At 39.2% G+C, this 17,444-nt stretch carries 12 protein-coding genes; 9 read left to right on the top strand and 3 right to left on the bottom strand.

Annotated features, from left to right (window positions below; all coding sequences use genetic code 11):
* Positions 1 to 109: 109 nt before the first annotated feature.
* Together GJU87_RS09525 and GJU87_RS09520 are read left to right on the top strand one after the other, a co-directional pair.
* The gene (locus GJU87_RS09525) at positions 110 to 1,000 is read left to right on the top strand and encodes an SDR family oxidoreductase (RefSeq protein ID WP_153639306.1); all 891 of its coding nucleotides are present in this window, start codon (positions 110 to 112) and stop codon (positions 998 to 1,000) included.
* A 354-nt stretch (positions 1,001 to 1,354) separates the two neighbouring features.
* Entirely contained in the window at positions 1,355 to 1,885 is a 531-nt protein-coding gene (locus GJU87_RS09520) for a hypothetical protein (protein ID WP_194831491.1), read from the top strand.
* Positions 1,886 to 2,126: 241 nt separating this feature from the next.
* On the opposite strand, the gene GJU87_RS21815 is transcribed toward GJU87_RS09520, so the two are convergent.
* A complete protein-coding gene (locus GJU87_RS21815) occupies positions 2,127 to 2,372 on the bottom strand; it encodes a helix-turn-helix domain-containing protein (RefSeq protein WP_153639305.1) in 246 nt (81 codons plus the stop codon).
* Positions 2,373 to 2,438: 66 nt separating this feature from the next.
* Between GJU87_RS21815 and GJU87_RS09510 the strand changes: the two genes are divergently transcribed.
* The 6 genes from GJU87_RS09510 (at position 2,439) to GJU87_RS09485 (ending at position 10,395) form a co-directional block, all read left to right on the top strand.
* The gene (locus tag GJU87_RS09510; protein ID WP_153639304.1) at positions 2,439 to 3,395 is read left to right on the top strand and encodes an alpha/beta hydrolase; all 957 of its coding nucleotides are present in this window, start codon (positions 2,439 to 2,441) and stop codon (positions 3,393 to 3,395) included.
* Positions 3,396 to 3,489: 94 nt separating this feature from the next.
* Complete coding sequence (locus GJU87_RS09505; protein ID WP_153639303.1) at positions 3,490 to 4,323, top strand: SDR family NAD(P)-dependent oxidoreductase; 834 nt, start codon at positions 3,490 to 3,492, stop codon at positions 4,321 to 4,323.
* Positions 4,324 to 4,367: 44 nt separating this feature from the next.
* Positions 4,368 to 5,282, top strand: coding sequence for an AraC family transcriptional regulator (locus GJU87_RS09500; RefSeq protein WP_153639302.1), 915 nt, complete (start codon positions 4,368 to 4,370; stop codon positions 5,280 to 5,282).
* Positions 5,283 to 6,414: 1,132 nt separating this feature from the next.
* Positions 6,415 to 8,004 carry an ABC-F family ATP-binding cassette domain-containing protein gene (locus tag GJU87_RS09495; protein ID WP_153639301.1) on the top strand — a complete coding sequence of 530 codons (1,590 nt, stop codon included), beginning with the start codon at positions 6,415 to 6,417 and terminating at the stop codon, positions 8,002 to 8,004.
* A gap of 158 nt (positions 8,005 to 8,162) precedes the next feature.
* Entirely contained in the window at positions 8,163 to 9,578 is a 1,416-nt protein-coding gene (locus GJU87_RS09490) for an aldehyde dehydrogenase family protein (RefSeq protein WP_153639300.1), read from the top strand.
* A gap of 7 nt (positions 9,579 to 9,585) precedes the next feature.
* A complete protein-coding gene (locus GJU87_RS09485) occupies positions 9,586 to 10,395 on the top strand; it encodes an AraC family transcriptional regulator (RefSeq protein ID WP_153639299.1) in 810 nt (269 codons plus the stop codon).
* Between the two features lie 492 nt (positions 10,396 to 10,887).
* Here the strand turns inward: GJU87_RS09485 and GJU87_RS09480 are convergent, their stop codons facing one another.
* The gene (locus GJU87_RS09480) at positions 10,888 to 11,268 is read right to left on the bottom strand and encodes an HU family DNA-binding protein (RefSeq protein ID WP_153639298.1); all 381 of its coding nucleotides are present in this window, start codon (positions 11,266 to 11,268) and stop codon (positions 10,888 to 10,890) included.
* 532 nt (positions 11,269 to 11,800) lie between these two features.
* Complete coding sequence (locus GJU87_RS09475; protein ID WP_153639297.1) at positions 11,801 to 16,285, bottom strand: choice-of-anchor D domain-containing protein; 4,485 nt, start codon at positions 16,283 to 16,285, stop codon at positions 11,801 to 11,803.
* 739 nt (positions 16,286 to 17,024) lie between these two features.
* On the opposite strand from GJU87_RS09475, the gene GJU87_RS09470 reads away from it, so the two are divergent.
* Positions 17,025 to 17,285 carry a KilA-N domain-containing protein gene (locus tag GJU87_RS09470; RefSeq protein ID WP_153639296.1) on the top strand — a complete coding sequence of 87 codons (261 nt, stop codon included), beginning with the start codon at positions 17,025 to 17,027 and terminating at the stop codon, positions 17,283 to 17,285.
* Positions 17,286 to 17,444: the final 159 nt, after the last annotated feature.

Raw genomic sequence — 17,444 nt, 5'->3', positions numbered from 1 at the left:
AATATAAATTTTAATCCGATGGGAGCAAAATTGCGTCATATGACCTTGCTCCGAGGACCGGTAAAAAGGGAAATTTGTCTGTAGATTTCATTAACTAAAAAACAAAAGTATGAAAGTATTTGTAACCGGGGCATCCGGATTTATTGGTTCAGCCGTTGTGAAAGAATTGCTGGACGCAGGCCACGAAGTTTTGGGACTGGCCCGTTCGGCAGAATCGGCCCGGATGGTAGAGGAGGCAGGTGCCACCGTTTTGAGGGGGGCGTTGGAAGATCTGGATATTTTAAAAGAGGGAGCAACGCAAAGCGACGGAGTGATACACACTGCTTTTAGTCATGATTTTACCCAATTTGATAAATCGGCTGCAGCTGACAAGGCGGCCATCGAAGCAATGGGAAACGCCCTTAAAGGAACGGATAAACCGATTGTTATAACTGGCGGAACGTTAGGCTTACCACTAATTGACGGGTGGATTACTGAAGATTCAGTTGCGCCGAAAGAGTCGCCCCGTTTCTCCGAAAGTGCGATGATGTCGCTGGCCGAAGCCGGCGTTCATGCATCAATTGTGCGGTTGGCTCCGAGTGTACACGGCACTTATGACAGGGGATTTCGGGCAGGCTTTGGATTAATCATCGTTGAAACGGCTAAACAGAAAGGATTTGCAGCTTATGTGGGAGACGGAAGTAATCGTTGGTCGGCTGTACATCGGTTGGATGCCGCCCGGTTATTTCGTCTGGCACTCGAACAGTCGGCAGTCGGCGCCCGTTACAACGCAGCCGGCGATGCAGGAATCACGATGCGCGAACTGGCGCAACTGACTGGCGAAAAACTTGACCTTCCGGTAAAATCGATTTCACCCGAAGAAGCAAAAGAATACTACAGTTGGATGAGTTATTTTATCTCTTTTGAAAGTGCCGTAAAGATAGATGAAACACGCGAACAATTGGGATGGGAACCTGGCCATCCAGGTCTGTTGGAGGACTTGCGAAAAAACTATTTTTAGTTTTTCGTTGAATTTGATTAAAAAAGCCATACCAGATTTTAGGTATGGCTTTTTCAGTTTATAAAGCTTTTCGGGAATCAGAATTTATCGTGATTTCATTGCCAACCATCCGTGGAGACAGATATGACGAATCTGATTTGTAAAAAAGCCTCCCGGAAAAACACATAGAGCGCCTCCGTACGCCGGGTACATTCGTTGGAATATTTTGTTAATTTAGTCGAACTTAACGACAGTAGAAAGAACACCTTTCCATAACGATCTATAAAAAATATGTGCATTGCATTTACAGCTGCGTTACAACTCGTTGTGAAAGCAACATTATATAGAATGTGGATCTTTGAAAAAAGGTGAGAAATGAAAAATTTAACAAATTCAACTATTGATAGACAGAATATCCTGAATAACAGATTTGCACTTGGAAAAATTCAGGAATATATCGGTATTCCAGGAATGCTATTTGAAGGTGAATATAGATTTACTATCCAAATGGTTGCTGAATTTTATGGAGTTGATGAAAGAACTGTTAAAAGATATCTTGAAAATTTTGACCAGGAATTAAAGCACAATGGATATATTTTAAGTAAGGGTAAACAGCTAAAAGAATTAAAGTTACAATTTGATCATGTCATAAATGTCCCGAGCAAAACAACTCAATTAGGACTTTTTAATTTTAGAGCATTCTTAAACCTTGGAATGCAATTGACTGAAAGCGAAAATGCCAAACTTCTTAGGTCAAAGATATTGGATATTGTAATAGAAACTATCAATGACTGGACCGACAGGCACATTTTTCTGCGAAGAAACAAATCCGGAAACAGGCGAAATTTGTACCTGGCAATTCAATCAATGTTTTATTTAAAAGTTTATCGTAATGAAAGTCGTTAATAAGATTTATGTGAATGGAAAGTTTGTTGCCCCTCAGGGCAAAGAGACCATACAAAATGCCATACAATTATAGAATAAAACTGTCGACATTTAATAATAACTATATATCTCTAGGCCGATTTATCTGTATTCATTGGTAACATTAACAAACTCATCAATAGCATTAGAACTATCCTAAGCAAAACTGTTTCTCATCCGTAATACAAAGCCGTTATTTAATTAAGAGAGGAATTACAGAAATTCATTTCTTCTTTATTAGCTCTCTGTGCTGCTTTCCCCAGCTCTCCATTGCTTCCAATACTTCGGTAACACTAAGGCAGTAATCCGTAAGCGTGTATTCTATTCTTGCCGGATAGTCGTCATAAACCTTTCGGGAAATCAGTTCATTTTCTTCTAAATGTTTTAATTCTTTCGACAGCACCCGATTTGTTATTCTCGGAATAGATGACAGATTTTGAATAAATCCTGTATTTGAACACAATCCCATGAGATTGTGACACAGCCATGCTTTTTAAATGCCCCAACTTTGTTTCATAATTTAAAAACAATGAATATGAACAATCATCAGGAAGTTTTGGCTGTGGATTATCAGCAGCTAAAGGAAGGAAGAAACAGGGTTTATTTTATGAGCCAGGGGTATAAACTGGCCGGGGATTTGTATCTGCCAAAAGAATTTGACAGCGAACAAAAGTATCCTACCGTTATATACACACGTGTTGGCACACAGGTAAAAGAGCAAACCGGGGCAACTTATGGCAATAAACTCGCGGCAAAAGGTTATGCCTTTTTTGTTTTCGATCCCAGGAATTTTGGTGATAGCGAGGGCGAAATCAGAAACTACGAATCAATTCACAACATGGTTCCAAACACCACTGATGCGATAAGCTTTCTGCGAACTTTAAAATTTGTTGACAGAGACCGGTTTTATGGTCTGGGAGCCTGTGCCGGCGCGCCTTACATCTGCAATGTGGCCATTGGTGATGCCCGCATAAAAGCAGTGGCCACACTTGTAGGTAATTTTGATGCAGCAGCCAGTTTGTTTGGCGCTTACCCGAAAGAAGTACTTGATAAAATGCTTCAAACAGCAGCCGAAGCAAAACAGAAATATTACGAAACCGGTGAATATGAAACCGCGCCTATTTTTGGCGGAATGCCTTTACCTCCGCCTGAAAATGCACCAAAAGCAATGAAAGACGGATATGAGTATTATTTCCTTAGGGCAGGACAAGACAAATGCCCTAACTATTCGACTGATTATCCGACCGTAGGTTTGCCTGTGGACCCGTCAAGAGTATTCATGAATCAGGCAAAGTTCTTTACTACACCGTTTCTGGTTATTGCGGGCAGTGAAGCGTTTACGCGCGACATGGACAAAGAGGTGTATGACATGGCCGCAGGTGAAAAGGAATGGATGGTAATTGAAGGAGCATCACACATGGATTTGTATGATGTTGACAAGTACCTTGATCCTGCGATGGACAAAGTGGACGAATTTTTCAAAAAATACTGATAATGTAAAGAGCGGATTGTTTATACGAAATAATCCGCTCTCCAGTCATTGTTGCCACAATCATAAATTTCACACAAAAAATGAATTAATTGATATGAATAATCAAAGAGTATGGTTTGTCACCGGAGCTTCAAAAGGAATGGGATTATTACTAACAAAATTATTATTACAAAAGGGCTATAAGGTTGCGGCAACATCAAGAAACTTACCTTCCTTAAGGTCAAACGTCGGTATAGAAAGCGATCATTTTCTTCCCTTGAAATTAGATATTACGAATAGTGACGAAACGAAGCATGCAATTGATCGCACAGTTAAATATTTTGGTGGATTAGATGTTATCGTTAACAATGCTGGTTTCTCATATATCGGCAGTTTGGAAGAATTGACAGATGAAGAGTTTAGAAAAGCATTGGATGTGAACTTGTTTGGAACAGTAAACGTAATAAGAGCATCGATGGCACAATTCAGGAAACAGCGTTCCGGTCGTATTATAAATATAGCTTCTGCCGCGGGATATATTGCCGGACCCAATATCGGGAGTTATGTTGCATCTAAATTTGCAATGGTAGGGCTCACAGAGGCATTGGCTTTGGAAGCAAAGCATCTTAATGTCAAGCCTACAGTCGTATTGACAGGTTCTTTCAGAACGAACTTTTTAGACGAGGGTTCTTTGAATTATGCAAAAAATCCGATTCCTGAATATGAAAGTGGAAATACTTATAAAAGTTATGCTGAAAGAGCAGGGAGACAACCAGGTGATCCGGAAAAATTGGTTGGAGAATTAGTAAATCTGGCAAACATGGAGAACCCTCCGGTTCATTTAATTCTGGGACCCGACAGTTTTCAAATGATCATGAATAAGCGGGAAAATGATTTAGAGGAATTCGAGGCCTTTAAGGAAGTATCATTATCGACAAATTTAAAGTAACTTACCTACCCAAAGCCACGTTTTGGTTACCTACATTAAGCAATATGAAAATTGATAAACCATATAAAATAAAATCAATATCCGAATATTACCGGTTGTTAGGCGTTGGCAAGCCTCAGCATCCTTTAATCGGGCTGATTAACCATGAAGATATTCAGAATTATGCTGATGAAAAACTCAAAAATAAAACCTACGATTTTTTTACCATAAGCCGGAAAATTAATTATACAGGTACCATGAAATATGGCCAGCATTACTATGATTTTCAGGAAGGAGCAATGGTTTTTCATGGGCCTAACCAGGTAATTGTTTCTGAGTTGGCGGAAGATGTGAACCTACAGGGCTGGACGATGCTGATACATCCGGATTTTATAAGAACTTCACCATTAGCTGCGAAGATTACTAAGTTTGGCTTTTTTTCCTATATGGCCAATGAAGCGCTTCATCTCTCTGACAAAGAAGCAACGACTATTGAGGAGGTAATGGATACAATACGAAAAGAATACAGTTCAACGATAGACATTTACAGTCAGGACATACTTATCTCACAAATAGAATTGCTGTTGAATTACTGTAGTCGTTTTTACAACCGACAGTTTATTACAAGAAAAGCAGTAAACAATGAATTGCTGATCAAGTTTGAAAAACTGGTCAATGATTATTTTGAAGGTGACAACCTTTCTTTAAAAGGAGTGCCATCGGTTCAGTACTTTTCCAGCCAATTAAATATGTCTGCCAATTATCTGAGTGATATGCTTAGAAATCTGACAGGTCAAAGTACACAACAGCACATCCAGGATAAACTAATCGAGAAAGCGAAACAACTACTTACCACTACCAACATGACCATTAGTGAGATTGCTTATGAATTGGGTTTTGAATATTCGCAGTCGTTCAGTAAACTGTTTAAGGCAAAGACAAAACTTTCGCCTTCAGAATTCAGGCAGTCATTTAACTGACAATTGGGAAGTCCCGATTTTAATATGTTCGGTTCTAAAAACTAAGTTATTCCTGTCCATCAGCCGGAATACCCGCCAAAAACCGCTCCCACAACCCCTTCCCGGGTGACTTTGACGGGCCCACGCACTTTTCGCCTGCCGGGGCGTTCCGACCGCATCGGGGTGAGGTGTTCCATCGCATAAGGTGAGCATATAAGATATGCCGCATGGTGGACGCTCCACTTTTGCAGTTTTCCATCTTCACATTTTCCCGCCAACTGATTATGAAATCCTACATTACTTTGGGAGTAGGGGAAGGGCCTGACACTTTCGCCAACCTGCGGAGATCTCTCCCCAATTCCCTGCCGTGAAAAAATAATTCTCTAAGCACCGGTTGCTCATTTTCACATTAGGAAATTTACATCCCCTGCGGCAAGGATTTTCTTCCAGTAGAAAACAGTATATAGTCAGTATTTTAAACCCTTCGAATTCGAGGGGTTTAAAAAGGAGCCCGGCCTGTGAGTTGGCGTCGCGGGACAAAATACGGTTTGGGTACCCGTCGCCATACAATTCGCAAGCCTTGACCTGCCATATGTCGGGATTGGTACTTTTATGACAAGTCCCCGGAAGATTAGCATCTTCCAACAGAAGAAGGAAACAATTATGCGGTAGGCCCACAGGCCTATTTTTACTAATTAGCATAATCATTGTTTCTTAAGAGGTAAAAGGACAAGGAAGAGTAATAGTTTTCCGATGTTCGTGTCAAACCGTTGCGGTCGAAACCCAGAATGCTCTTCAATCATCAACATCACACGACCGCTGGAGGCACCCGGACCTTCATATCTAAAATGTCCATGTATTTGATATTTCCCGTAATAGTTTACTCTCCCTGTTTTTGTGCGTGAATTCAGTCGACGAGATGGAAAGAACACCTTTGCGTTCCGATATAAGAGAAATAAACACGCTACATATACAACTACGTTAGCTGCTGTACAGACAAGTCCATTGCAAATACAATACAGTTTTATATATTTGCACCTCGATAAAAATAAAAGGTATAATAAAAATGTGATTAATAATTTCTTTCAGACAAATTAAAACCAATAAGTCATAGACGGTTTGCTTATTTGCTTCATTCTTAAAGAAAGAAATTATGTTATACCTACAAAGCATTTCATATATACATCCTAATAAGGATTTACTTTTTGAGAATATATCTTTCTCAATTAACAGTCTTGAAAAAATCGCATTGATTGGCAACAATGGGGTTGGTAAATCAACATTGCTAAAAATAATTGCGGGTAATCTACAAGCCTCCGAAGGTCAGTTTAAAGTCGAGACTGAACCGTATTACATACCTCAAATATTTGGACAATTTAATCATCTGACTATTGCTCAGGCGTTAGGTGTTGAAAAAAAGGTTACTGCTTTTAGAGAAATCCTGAACGGAAATGTGTCGGAAGAAAACTATGCATTGCTTAATGATGACTGGACTGTTGAGGACCGTTGCAATCAGGCCTTGGAATACTGGCAACTAAACAATTTAGACCTGGACCAAAAAATGGAATCCCTAAGCGGAGGACAAAAAACAAAGGTTTTTTTGGCAGGTATTTCTATTCATCAGCCAGAATTGGTCTTAATGGATGAACCGAGCAATCATTTAGATATTATAGGAAGGCAACTATTATACGACTTCATTCAATCTTCAAAATGTGCTATGATTATTGTAAGCCATGATAGGAAGCTGCTTAATCTTTTGGGTTCGATTTATGAATTGAGTAAAAAGGGGATTGTTGTTTACGGAGGTAATTATGATTTTTATGTTCATCAAAAACAAATAGAAAACAATGCTTTGAACCAAGATATTCAAAGCAAAGAGAAAGCGTTGCGAAAAGCGAAAGAAAAGGAACGTGACACCATAGAAAGGCAACAAAAATTAGATTCGCGAGGAAAGAAAAAACAGACTAAGGCTGGCATGGGTAAGTCAATGATGGACAAGATGAAAAACGATGCCGAAAATAGTAGTTCCAGGCAAAAAAATGTCCATGCTGAGAAAATCGGTGGTATTTCTCATGAATTACATGAATTACGTTCGTCTGTTCCCGAGATTGACAAGATGAAATTTGGGTTTGATAACTCGAATTTGCATAAAGGTAAGATATTGATTACCGCTACGAACATTAATTATGGCTACGGGTCTAAATTCTTATGGGCAGAGGATCTGAATTTACAGATAACCAGTGGTGAGCGCATTGTGCTACATGGATTGAATGGTTCGGGTAAAACAACCTTAATCAAATTGATTTTAGGAGGTTTAGAACCTCAGACGGGGACAATTTACAGGGCAGACAGCAAGGCTGTATATATAGACCAGGATTATTCTTTAATAAATAATAGTCTGAATATTTACGAACAAGCCCAGGAATTTAACACCACTGCATTGCAAGAGCATGAAATAAAAATAAGACTTAATCGATTTCTGTTCTCAGCAGAGACCTGGAATAAATCATGCGGAGCGTTAAGTGGCGGAGAAAGAATGCGTTTAATGATTTGTTGTTTGACCATTGCAAACCAATCACCAGATATTATTGTTTTAGACGAACCAACTAATAATCTTGATATTCAGAATATAAAAATTTTAACCGCTGCAATCAATGAATATGAAGGTACGTTGATTGTTGTTTCTCATGACGAAACATTTTTGGAAGAAGCGAATATCCAATATACCATTTCATTGAGATAGATATTTTCCTTGCTTTCGGCGAGCCCCTAAATGGATACTCCTGGAGAATGGACTTTTGAATAAATCAGATTGGACTTTTTAGAAAACCGCATCGGCTAAAAGCACGCGAAATTTGTATCTGACAATTCAATCAATGTTTTACTTAAAAGTTTATCGTAATGAAAGTAGTTAATAAGATCTATGTGAATGGAAAGTTTGTTGTTCCTCAGGGCGAAGAGACCATGGATTTATTTAATCCGACAAATAACGAAGTAATCGGGAAAGTAATTTTGGGGAATGAGGATGATGCATTAAGTGCAATTGCTGCAGCCAAAGAAGCCTTTCCGGCTTTTGCAGCATCAACGGTTGAAACCCGGATGGATTACCTGCAAAAATTGCATGATGCAGTAATGTACAGGGTTTCTGATTTGCAAAAGGCAACCATCGAGGAGTATGGTGCCAATGTTGTTCGCGCTCATTGGTCGAATCATTATGCCGCGCAGATATTTCTTGAATTCAAAAGACTCCTGGAGACATTTGAATTTGAGCGGACCGTGGGAGAATCGAAAGTGGTTTTGGAACCGTTGGGAGTCACTGCCATCCTTACTGCATGGAATTCGAATTCGGGATCAATAGCCGTGAAACTAGCCGCAGCAATTGCTGCCGGGTGCACTACGGTGATCAAACCAAGTGAAATGAGTGCTTTGCAAACGCAGGTGTTGATGGAGTGTTTCCATGAAGCAGGATTGCCGGCGGGAATCATTAATGTAATAAACGGGCGCGGAGAAATTCTCGGACCTGTCTTATCGACGCATAAGGATATCGCCAAAATTGCCTTTACCGGATCGACCCAGGTTGGTAAGATTATCGCAAGAAACGCAGTTGACACGATGAAGCGTCTGACATTGGAATTAAGCGGGAAATGTCCATACATTATTCTGGATGATGCTGACTTGTCTTCTGCTGTGCCAATGGCTGTAAATGCCTGTTTTAATAACAATGGGCAGGCTTGTATCTCGGCCTCAAGATTGCTCGTTCCGGAAAAACAATTAGAGCAGGTAAAGAAACTGGTTTTGGAAACGGTAAAGGGTATGAAGGTGGGTGACCCCAATGACGAAACGACAGCGCTTGGGCCGCTTGCAAATGAGAAACAATATCAGAGGGTTCAGCATTATATTCGAGGCGGTCTGTCTTCCGGAGCGGAAATGCTTATTGGGGGCCTGGGCAAACCTGAAGGACTCGAGGTTGGAAATTTTGCTAAACCAACTGTTTTTTACAATGTTTCTAAAGATATGGAAATAGCAAAAGATGAAATTTTTGGTCCTGTACTTTCCATTATCGCGTATGCGACAGAGGAAGAGGCTATAGATATCGCGAATGACACAGACTTTGGCTTGTTGTCCTATATTAACTCATCGGATGCGGGACGAGCGTCGTTAGTGGCATCAAAATTAAAAGCAGGGAGAGTGCTGATTAATACGTTGAAGCATGATCCAAATGCTCCGTTTGGTGGTTTTAAACAATCGGGCCTTAACCGGGAAGGAGGTATTTACGGTTTGGAAGCCCAATTGGAACCCAAAGCAATCATAAGTTGAAGCTAATATGAATAGAGATGTAAAAACAGGTCAGCATAGCCGGCAGATACTTTATGCCTGTTATGCTGACCGCCATATTGAAGGCGAAAATTTCATTTCGGACCATGTTTTTAGCTATATCATTAGCGGAGAACAGGAAATGTGGATCGGCAATAAGACTTACCATTTCAAAACCGGAGATATTCGGTTTTTTGCTAAAAATCAGCTCGCCAGGTACGTTAAAAAGTCAGTTAATGAAGAATATCGGGCGCTCTCGGTTTATATTGATGAGTTCACACTCAGGGAACTTGCTGTCGAAAATAGTTTTGAAATCAACGCTGAAAGTTTAGGTAAAAAGCTTTGGCTACTGAAGCCAAATAATTACCTCAAAGCGTATATCAAGTCACTTAGCCCTTATATCGATGGGAATTTGCAGAACAGCGAAAACATAACCCGCCTGAAGGTTAAGGAACTGGTAAATCTTTTAGTCCTTTTTTATCCCGATATAAAGGCAACTTTGTTCAATTTTAGTGATCCGGGAAAACTTGATCTGGAAGGTTTTATGAATGAACATTACAGATATAATGTGGATATTGGACGGTTTGCCTATCTAACAGGACGAAGTTTATCCGGTTTTAAAAGGGATTTTAAGAAAATCTTTAATCAGACGCCTGGCAGGTGGCTCGTTGAAAAGAGGCTTAAAGAAGCAAGGTATCTCATTCAGGAAAAGAACAAAAGGCCCGGTGAAATATATCTCGGTCTGGGATTTGAGAATTTGTCACACTTTTCGACTGCTTACAGGAAAGCGTATGGGGGTGCCCCTACCAAAATCGATTAATAAAAAATGTATAGTTCAGGCTCCGATGAATTCCAATATGTTAGATCATACGATTGATTTCTTGTCTGAAGAGTTTGTTCGACTTTGGAGTGCGACCTGGTATTGTTGAATAGAGAAGACTTTGCTGGGGGCTTCTCTATCCTTTTTATATAGCAGGATTACCTTCCTACTATCAGCCCACATGAGGTTGTCAGGTTTCTTCAAAAATGGTACTAAGGATCTTCTGCTGGCAGTGATGAGGTATTGTTCCTTGAAATTTCTATTCAGGGTGCCTGGGGCAATCAAAATTTCTCATTCCCTCTATCGCCTCAAGGCGATAAGTGCGTAGGCCGGTTCCCGACGGTTATTCGGGATAGCCCGGGCAGAAGGATCGCTTTGACTTGTCCTTTTGGAACAGATCAAAAGAACATATAAAATAGCCATGAGTTAAATTGAGGTCCATAAAAAGCCCCTGAAAACTAGTTCCAGGGGCTGAATAAGGATAGTGCTATCCTAACGCGGAGCGAAAGTTGCTTTTGCCAGGGCCTCCTTCATTTCCTTACCGGGACGGAAGCGGATATTCACCGACTTGATATTCTCGGCGGTACAATCCGCTTCGGTGTCGGCACCGGCGCTGCTCAGGGTAATGTTAAACGTACCCCAGTCGCCCATGCGGACCGAGTAGCCGTCCAGCAGAAAGCCAATAATGACCGACTGCAGTTCGTAAATGACCAGGGAAGCCTCGCCACGACTCAGCGTGGTGTTTTTGGTGAGCGCTTCGGCGATGGTTTTCTCATCTTTCAGTTCAACGCGGCTGGGCACGATGTACCACTTCTTCGCCGCTTCGGTATCCCGCGGGTTGACCCGCTGGATCTTCGAATATAATATAGACATTGAATCTGCTTTTTAAATGTTCAAATAAGCGCGTCCTACCTTAACAGGGAAGATGGCGCAAATAATAATTGATAGTAGAATCGGAGTTTCCTCTTGCAGCAGTGGGGGAACTTCAATAAGGAGATTGGTTATAGAACCGGGGCTGTCCCGGTGTGCAGGAAGGGGCCTTTGTGCGATTAGCAGGCCCGTGAGTCCGTCTCCGGAAATCCACTCACGAAGAACAGGTACCTGCACGGATGGGGGCAGTGTGATCGCAAGTGGATGACGATTTTTAGTATAGGTCTCATCATCTGGTGGTCTGAATCAGGAAGAAAATTAGTGAATTTCATCCATATTCTACTCCTGAAATGCAGAAAAGTGTATCAAAATATTAAGATAACGACGAGATAAAGAACTCGCCGAATTGAGAAGCTTATCTCACCTCCGTGCGATGAAGAACTTTCTTCCGTGAGATGAAGAAGATTCCTCACAATATGCAGAACGTTCATTTGCTAAATAGCTATTTTGTTTATTCTGATATTGAAGGAGCAAGTCATCTGATAATAACTTTACTGCAGAAAATTTTACCAAGGTAGTTTACTTGTAGAAAATAAATGCCATTTAAATTGCTTGGCAAATTAAGTCTCATAACGTTCGATAAATTGACATCTTTTATTAACACAACCTTCCCGGTAATATCAAACAATTGAAGTTTTGCCATTCCATTGAGTGAATTGTTCTCTATTCGGATGTATAGAAAATCGGAACACGGGTTAGGATAAATTTTGAGAAGCTCATTTTGTACCACATTTCCAATTCCTGTACTGGAATTCCCTTCAAGAATTACATTAATCGTTGCAATAGATGATAGTTTCCCTATTCCATTATCGGTTACTTCTATTTTTAAATTAATTGTGTCAATTTCACTCTTATTTAAATTTATTGAATCATTCACGAAAAGATCACCAGTTAAATTATTCATGACTAATAAATTTCTTTCATTACCTGAAAGTATTTTATATTGTAAGCTGTCACCTTCAGTGTCGGATGCAACAATTTCGCCAACTAATGTGCCAATTGGTGAGTGTTCAATGACCGAAAATGTTTGATCCTCGAATACTGGAGGAGTATTGCTAAGAATTATAAAGTCTTGATTGAATTTATTTTCAGACAATTGGGTAAACACCAATGTGTCAGGAAGGATAGTTTTCCCATTTTCTTTAGGAATAAGAGAATAATCTCCAGCCTTAAGACCAGTAATGTCATAACTTCCATCACTTCTTACTGAAATTGTATTCTCAATATCTCCTATAACCTGCAATGTTACAGGAATATTAATTTCAGCGCTCTTTGAGTTATCTTCTTGACTGAGCATATTCCCGGCAATGCTGTAATTCACCATTGAAGCATCATCCAAAACTTTCAAATACCAACTTTGCTCATCTTTTCCTGCATCATTTTGTGCTTGGATAGTAAATAGATAAGGATTTTGAGATTTCATAGGATTAAGCCAGGTAACAACTCCGGTCTGATTATTAATAGTCGCACCAGTTGGAGCGTCAAGTAATGTCCAAGTAACTGGCAAGGAACCAGAACTTAATACAGGAACAGGACTGACATAGGTAGATCGTGCTAACTGATCATGGTCAATGATATCCATAATTTGTGGAGCAATTATGGAGTTTTGACCTTCTCCTTTTAGTAGACATGAATAATTGTCTAGTCCCGAGAAATTAACATCTTTGACAAAACTTCCACTTGTATTGGGCTGAAATTTAACTTCAATCTCTTCTTTTTCACCGGGGTTCAAGTTAATATCTTTGCCGTTCACAATAAAAAAGGGACTACTAACATTCAAATTGCAATTAACCAACGAATTGCCGTCATTTAGAACAACGAATTTTTTATCTGAAGTCCCACCAATACTTATCCGACCAAAATCAATAACTGATGGTGTGACTACTAGTTTTGGTGTATCATTATCGATAAAAAAAGTCATGCTGTCGGAAACGATCTCATTCTGTATTCCATTATCATAGGAAATTGCTTGAGCATATATTTTGTATTTGCCAGGCACTGTTGGTAGTTTGATTATTCCTGTGAATATACCATCTCCTGCCTTGGAATCGCCTTCATTTCCTCCATCATTAAATGTCGAAAATTCAAAATCTTCATTTCCTTTAATATATACTTTAATATTTGCATTTTGCCAGGGGGCTCCATCTGAATACGCATGTACTTCGACCAGTTGGCTTGAATTTGGTTTGAAATGTTCATTAGTACCAGCTTGAATAGTCAGTTTTCTTGATAAACTAAACTTGGAATATGTACCTCCCAATTCCATTAGCTCAGAACTCGTCTTTTCAATTCTGTTTACAGTATTTTTCAATAAGTCTACAATGCATAACTCATATTCTTTGCCAACATCTCCAAAAGAACGATTACTGGAAAAACCAATAAATCTACCAGAAATTGCAAACGGGTCAGAATCGTCTTTGTCGCTATTAAACAAACATTTAAAATTTTCTGAACTTTTCAGTGAATAGAAATATATATCATCACCTAGATTTGAATTGACATACATGATTGTATCCTTATTTTTCCATATAGGATAATAATTGTTATCTGATTCATTGCCTTTTACCAGGGTGGATATGTTTCTGCCATTTTCCATAGTGCAAATATCTCCAGTTGTGTCTCCTCCAATAGTGTATGTTTTCCAATAGGTTATGATATTATTTGAAATATCAGGAGAGAAATTTGGGCCTGAATATTCAAAACTATCATGTAATATTTCTCTCCTTGATGTGGTATCTCCATTACTTGAAATAATCCAAATGCCCCTGTTTTTTTTGTAAATTATTGAATCACCCAGCAGATTAAATTTTGGATCCTGACCTTGGTCAATACATCTGAGAGTATTATCTGCTAAATCATACACATAAACATGCATATTTCCCCATTTCAAATTATCTCCTTTGGGGATAGCCATAAAAGTCAAACATGAGCCATCTGGATTAAATGAAGGATTCATTGCGTTACCTAGGCTCAAACCATTTTGCGTTAAATTGAGTTTTTTCTTTTCTTTTTTCTCCAAATCAACGATGTATATCTGTCCATCATTCTCATCTACTGGAGTATGCAAGGAGCGATTATCACTATCAACATGATATGCAACTCTTCCCTTTATTTTATTAAAAGCCAAATTTTCATCACTTATTTCAAATCCAGTTTGCCAGTTGTAGGTATCTGTTGGTATATACTTATTTGCACCATCATTGAAGGTAAGGACTCGTGTTTTCCAATAATATGTACCTGCAGATGTGGGAGTGAAATTGAAACTAAATGTCACTTTCCCATTGCTTCCAATGTTCTGTGAGGTACTGATTTTGTGCCAGCCATTAGAGGACTCATTTTTATCAACATAAAGCTCTACCTCCACATCCCGTGAAAAGGATAAATTGTTTTTTACGGTTACCTCCATCGTAACCGGTTGGTTCAACAATGCATTGGACATGGGAAAATTATTGGAATACATATAGGGCCAATTACGCATGAAAGTAACTGATGTAGCGGCAGAATTTAATTTAACACTGTCGTTACCCCAGAACTCATTCAATTTCTCATCACTGTATACTTCGTATTTGTAAGTACCGTAATTTAATCCTGTGAAACTGGCTATGCCTGAGGTATTGGTTAATTTCACAATCGTATTGCTCCCGTTATATAATTTTACCAAGGCGTTTTCAATGTCCGCCCCGCTAATATTCTTCACCCTGATATCGAGGTTACCGGTTTGTTCATTTGCTGTAAATCCGGTTTGCCAGTTGTATGAATCTGTTGGAATATATTTGTTTGAGCCATCATTGAAGGTAGAGACTCGTGCTTTCCAATAATATGTACCTGTAGTTGTAGGGGTGAAATCAAAATTAAATGTCGCTTTCCCATTACTCCCAATATTCTGTGAGGTACTGACTTTATGCCATCCATCCGAGGATTTATTTTGATCGACATACAGTTCTACCTCCACATCCCGTGAAAAGGATAAATTGTTTTTTACGGTTATCTCCATCGTAACCGGTTGGTTCAACAATACACTGGATATGGGAAAATTATTGGAATACATATAGGGCCAATTACGTGTGAAAGTAACTGATGTAGCGGCAGAATTTATTTGAACATTGTCGTTGCCCCAGAACTCGTTCGATTCCCCATCGTAGTACACTTCATAATTGTATGTATCGTAATTTAATCCAGTAAAACTGGCTATGCCTGAGGCATTAGTTACTTTTGTAATTGCACTGCTCCCGATATATAATTTTACCGAGGCATTTCCAATGTCCGCCCCATTAATATTTTTCACCCTGATATCAAGGTTCCCAGTTTGTTCATTTGCTGTAAATCCGGTTTGCCAGTTGTATGAATCTGTTGGAATATATTTATTTGAGCCATTATTGAAGGTAAGGACTCGTGCTTTCCAATAATATGTACCTGTAGTTGTAGGGGTGAAATCAAAATTAAATGTCGCTTTCCCGTTGCTCCCAATGTTCTGTGAGGTACTGACTTTATGCCATCCATCCGAGGATTTATTCTGATCGACATACAGTTCTACCTCCACATCCCGTGAAAAGGATAAATTGTTTTTTACGGTTACCTCCATCGTAACCGGTTGGTTTACCAATGCATCGGATATGGGAAAATTGTCTGAGTACTTATAGGGCCAGTCTCTCGTAAAATTTCGTGTAAGAGTTGGTTCTCCTAGATAGAATCTTTCATCACTTCCCCAAAACTCTTTTGTTTCTCCAGTGTAATATACTTCATAAGAATAAGTACCATAATCCAATAATGCAAAAGTCACTTGTCCAGTACTATCGGTATATCCGGTTTTTATAGGATTTCCGTTATTATCATAAAGAATGACATATGCATTTGACACAGTAGAACCGTTTATATTGTGGACATTTACATATATTGTTGCAGCAAAAGTCTTAGCCAGTACTAAGTTCAAAAATAGCAGTAGTATAACCTTTGTTTTCATTTGTGGCGCATTTAGAAGAGCTATTTAGCAATGTTTCATATACAGAATATCATATTTCCATGTAAAGGAAGTAAGAGAGCTATCGTGACAAAAAATTAAGATATAGGGAAAGAATACTCCCCGTATCAGTACAGTTCTTAGATCTCTTATAGTAACCTAATTATTGTTTCAGCCAATAAAATAACGCAAAAATAAATGAAGTTGATATGTTGTTGAAACATATTACTTTAATTTTTATGTTAGTAAAATCTTGATCCCATTCATAGATATCCTATAGGTTCAATACAATTTAATATTGTAATTAATCCTTGTGTTGTGAGACTTTTGAAGACTCACTTGAAAATAAAAGCAGCATTAACAAAAAACATGAGTCCAAACCAAAACGCATCTTACCTCCGCGAGATGAAGAACTTTGCACAGAAAGATGAAGAACTTTCTTCCGTGAGATGAAGAAGAAGTTGCACAAAGATGAAGAACTTTCCCTGGCGAGATGAAGAAGAAAACCCAGCGAGATAAAGTTCCCGCTGCCGTGAGAAGCACATCTCAAACCAGGAAGAACAAAAATGCATTTTTCCCTTATCGAAAACCACCGACAATAGCTTCCCCCTTTGCCTACACCCCTTTAAATTATTTTGTTAACTTAGTGAGAATTAACGACCAATGAGATGAGCGTAAAGCAGTTAATGTATCGGAACGGCTAACCATTTTTTAGCCGTTCAATTGAAAAAAATGATTCTCCATGGCAAAAATCAACGTAAAAAATACAGCTGTAACGGTTGTTTCGATAGATGATACCGATTATATATCGCTTACCGATATTGCCAAGTACAAAACAAATGACACGAGCGCAGTAATTGGTAACTGGATGCGGAACCGGAATACGATAGAGTTTCTCGGGATATGGGAAACATTATACAATCCCGGTTTTAAACCCCTCGAATTCGAGGGGTTTAAAAAAGAGGTCGGGTTGAATGCCTTTCAACCCTTGCTTTTACTCTAAACCTACCGTGATCTTGACACAAACCACGTGTGCTTTTACGGGAAACCATACCTGGTCTTGGGTGTAATCTGTTCTGGTTTTGTTTTCTCTCCAAAAGTTCCCGTCGCCGTGAGAAGCGCATTTCAAAACAGGGGAAAGACAAAATTATTTTTCTGTCCG

Origin of the sequence: Prolixibacter sp. NT017, assembly GCF_009617875.1 — a bacterium.
Classification (GTDB): Bacteria; Bacteroidota; Bacteroidia; order Bacteroidales; family Prolixibacteraceae; genus Prolixibacter.
This window is presented reverse-complemented; position numbering and strand designations above follow the sequence as displayed.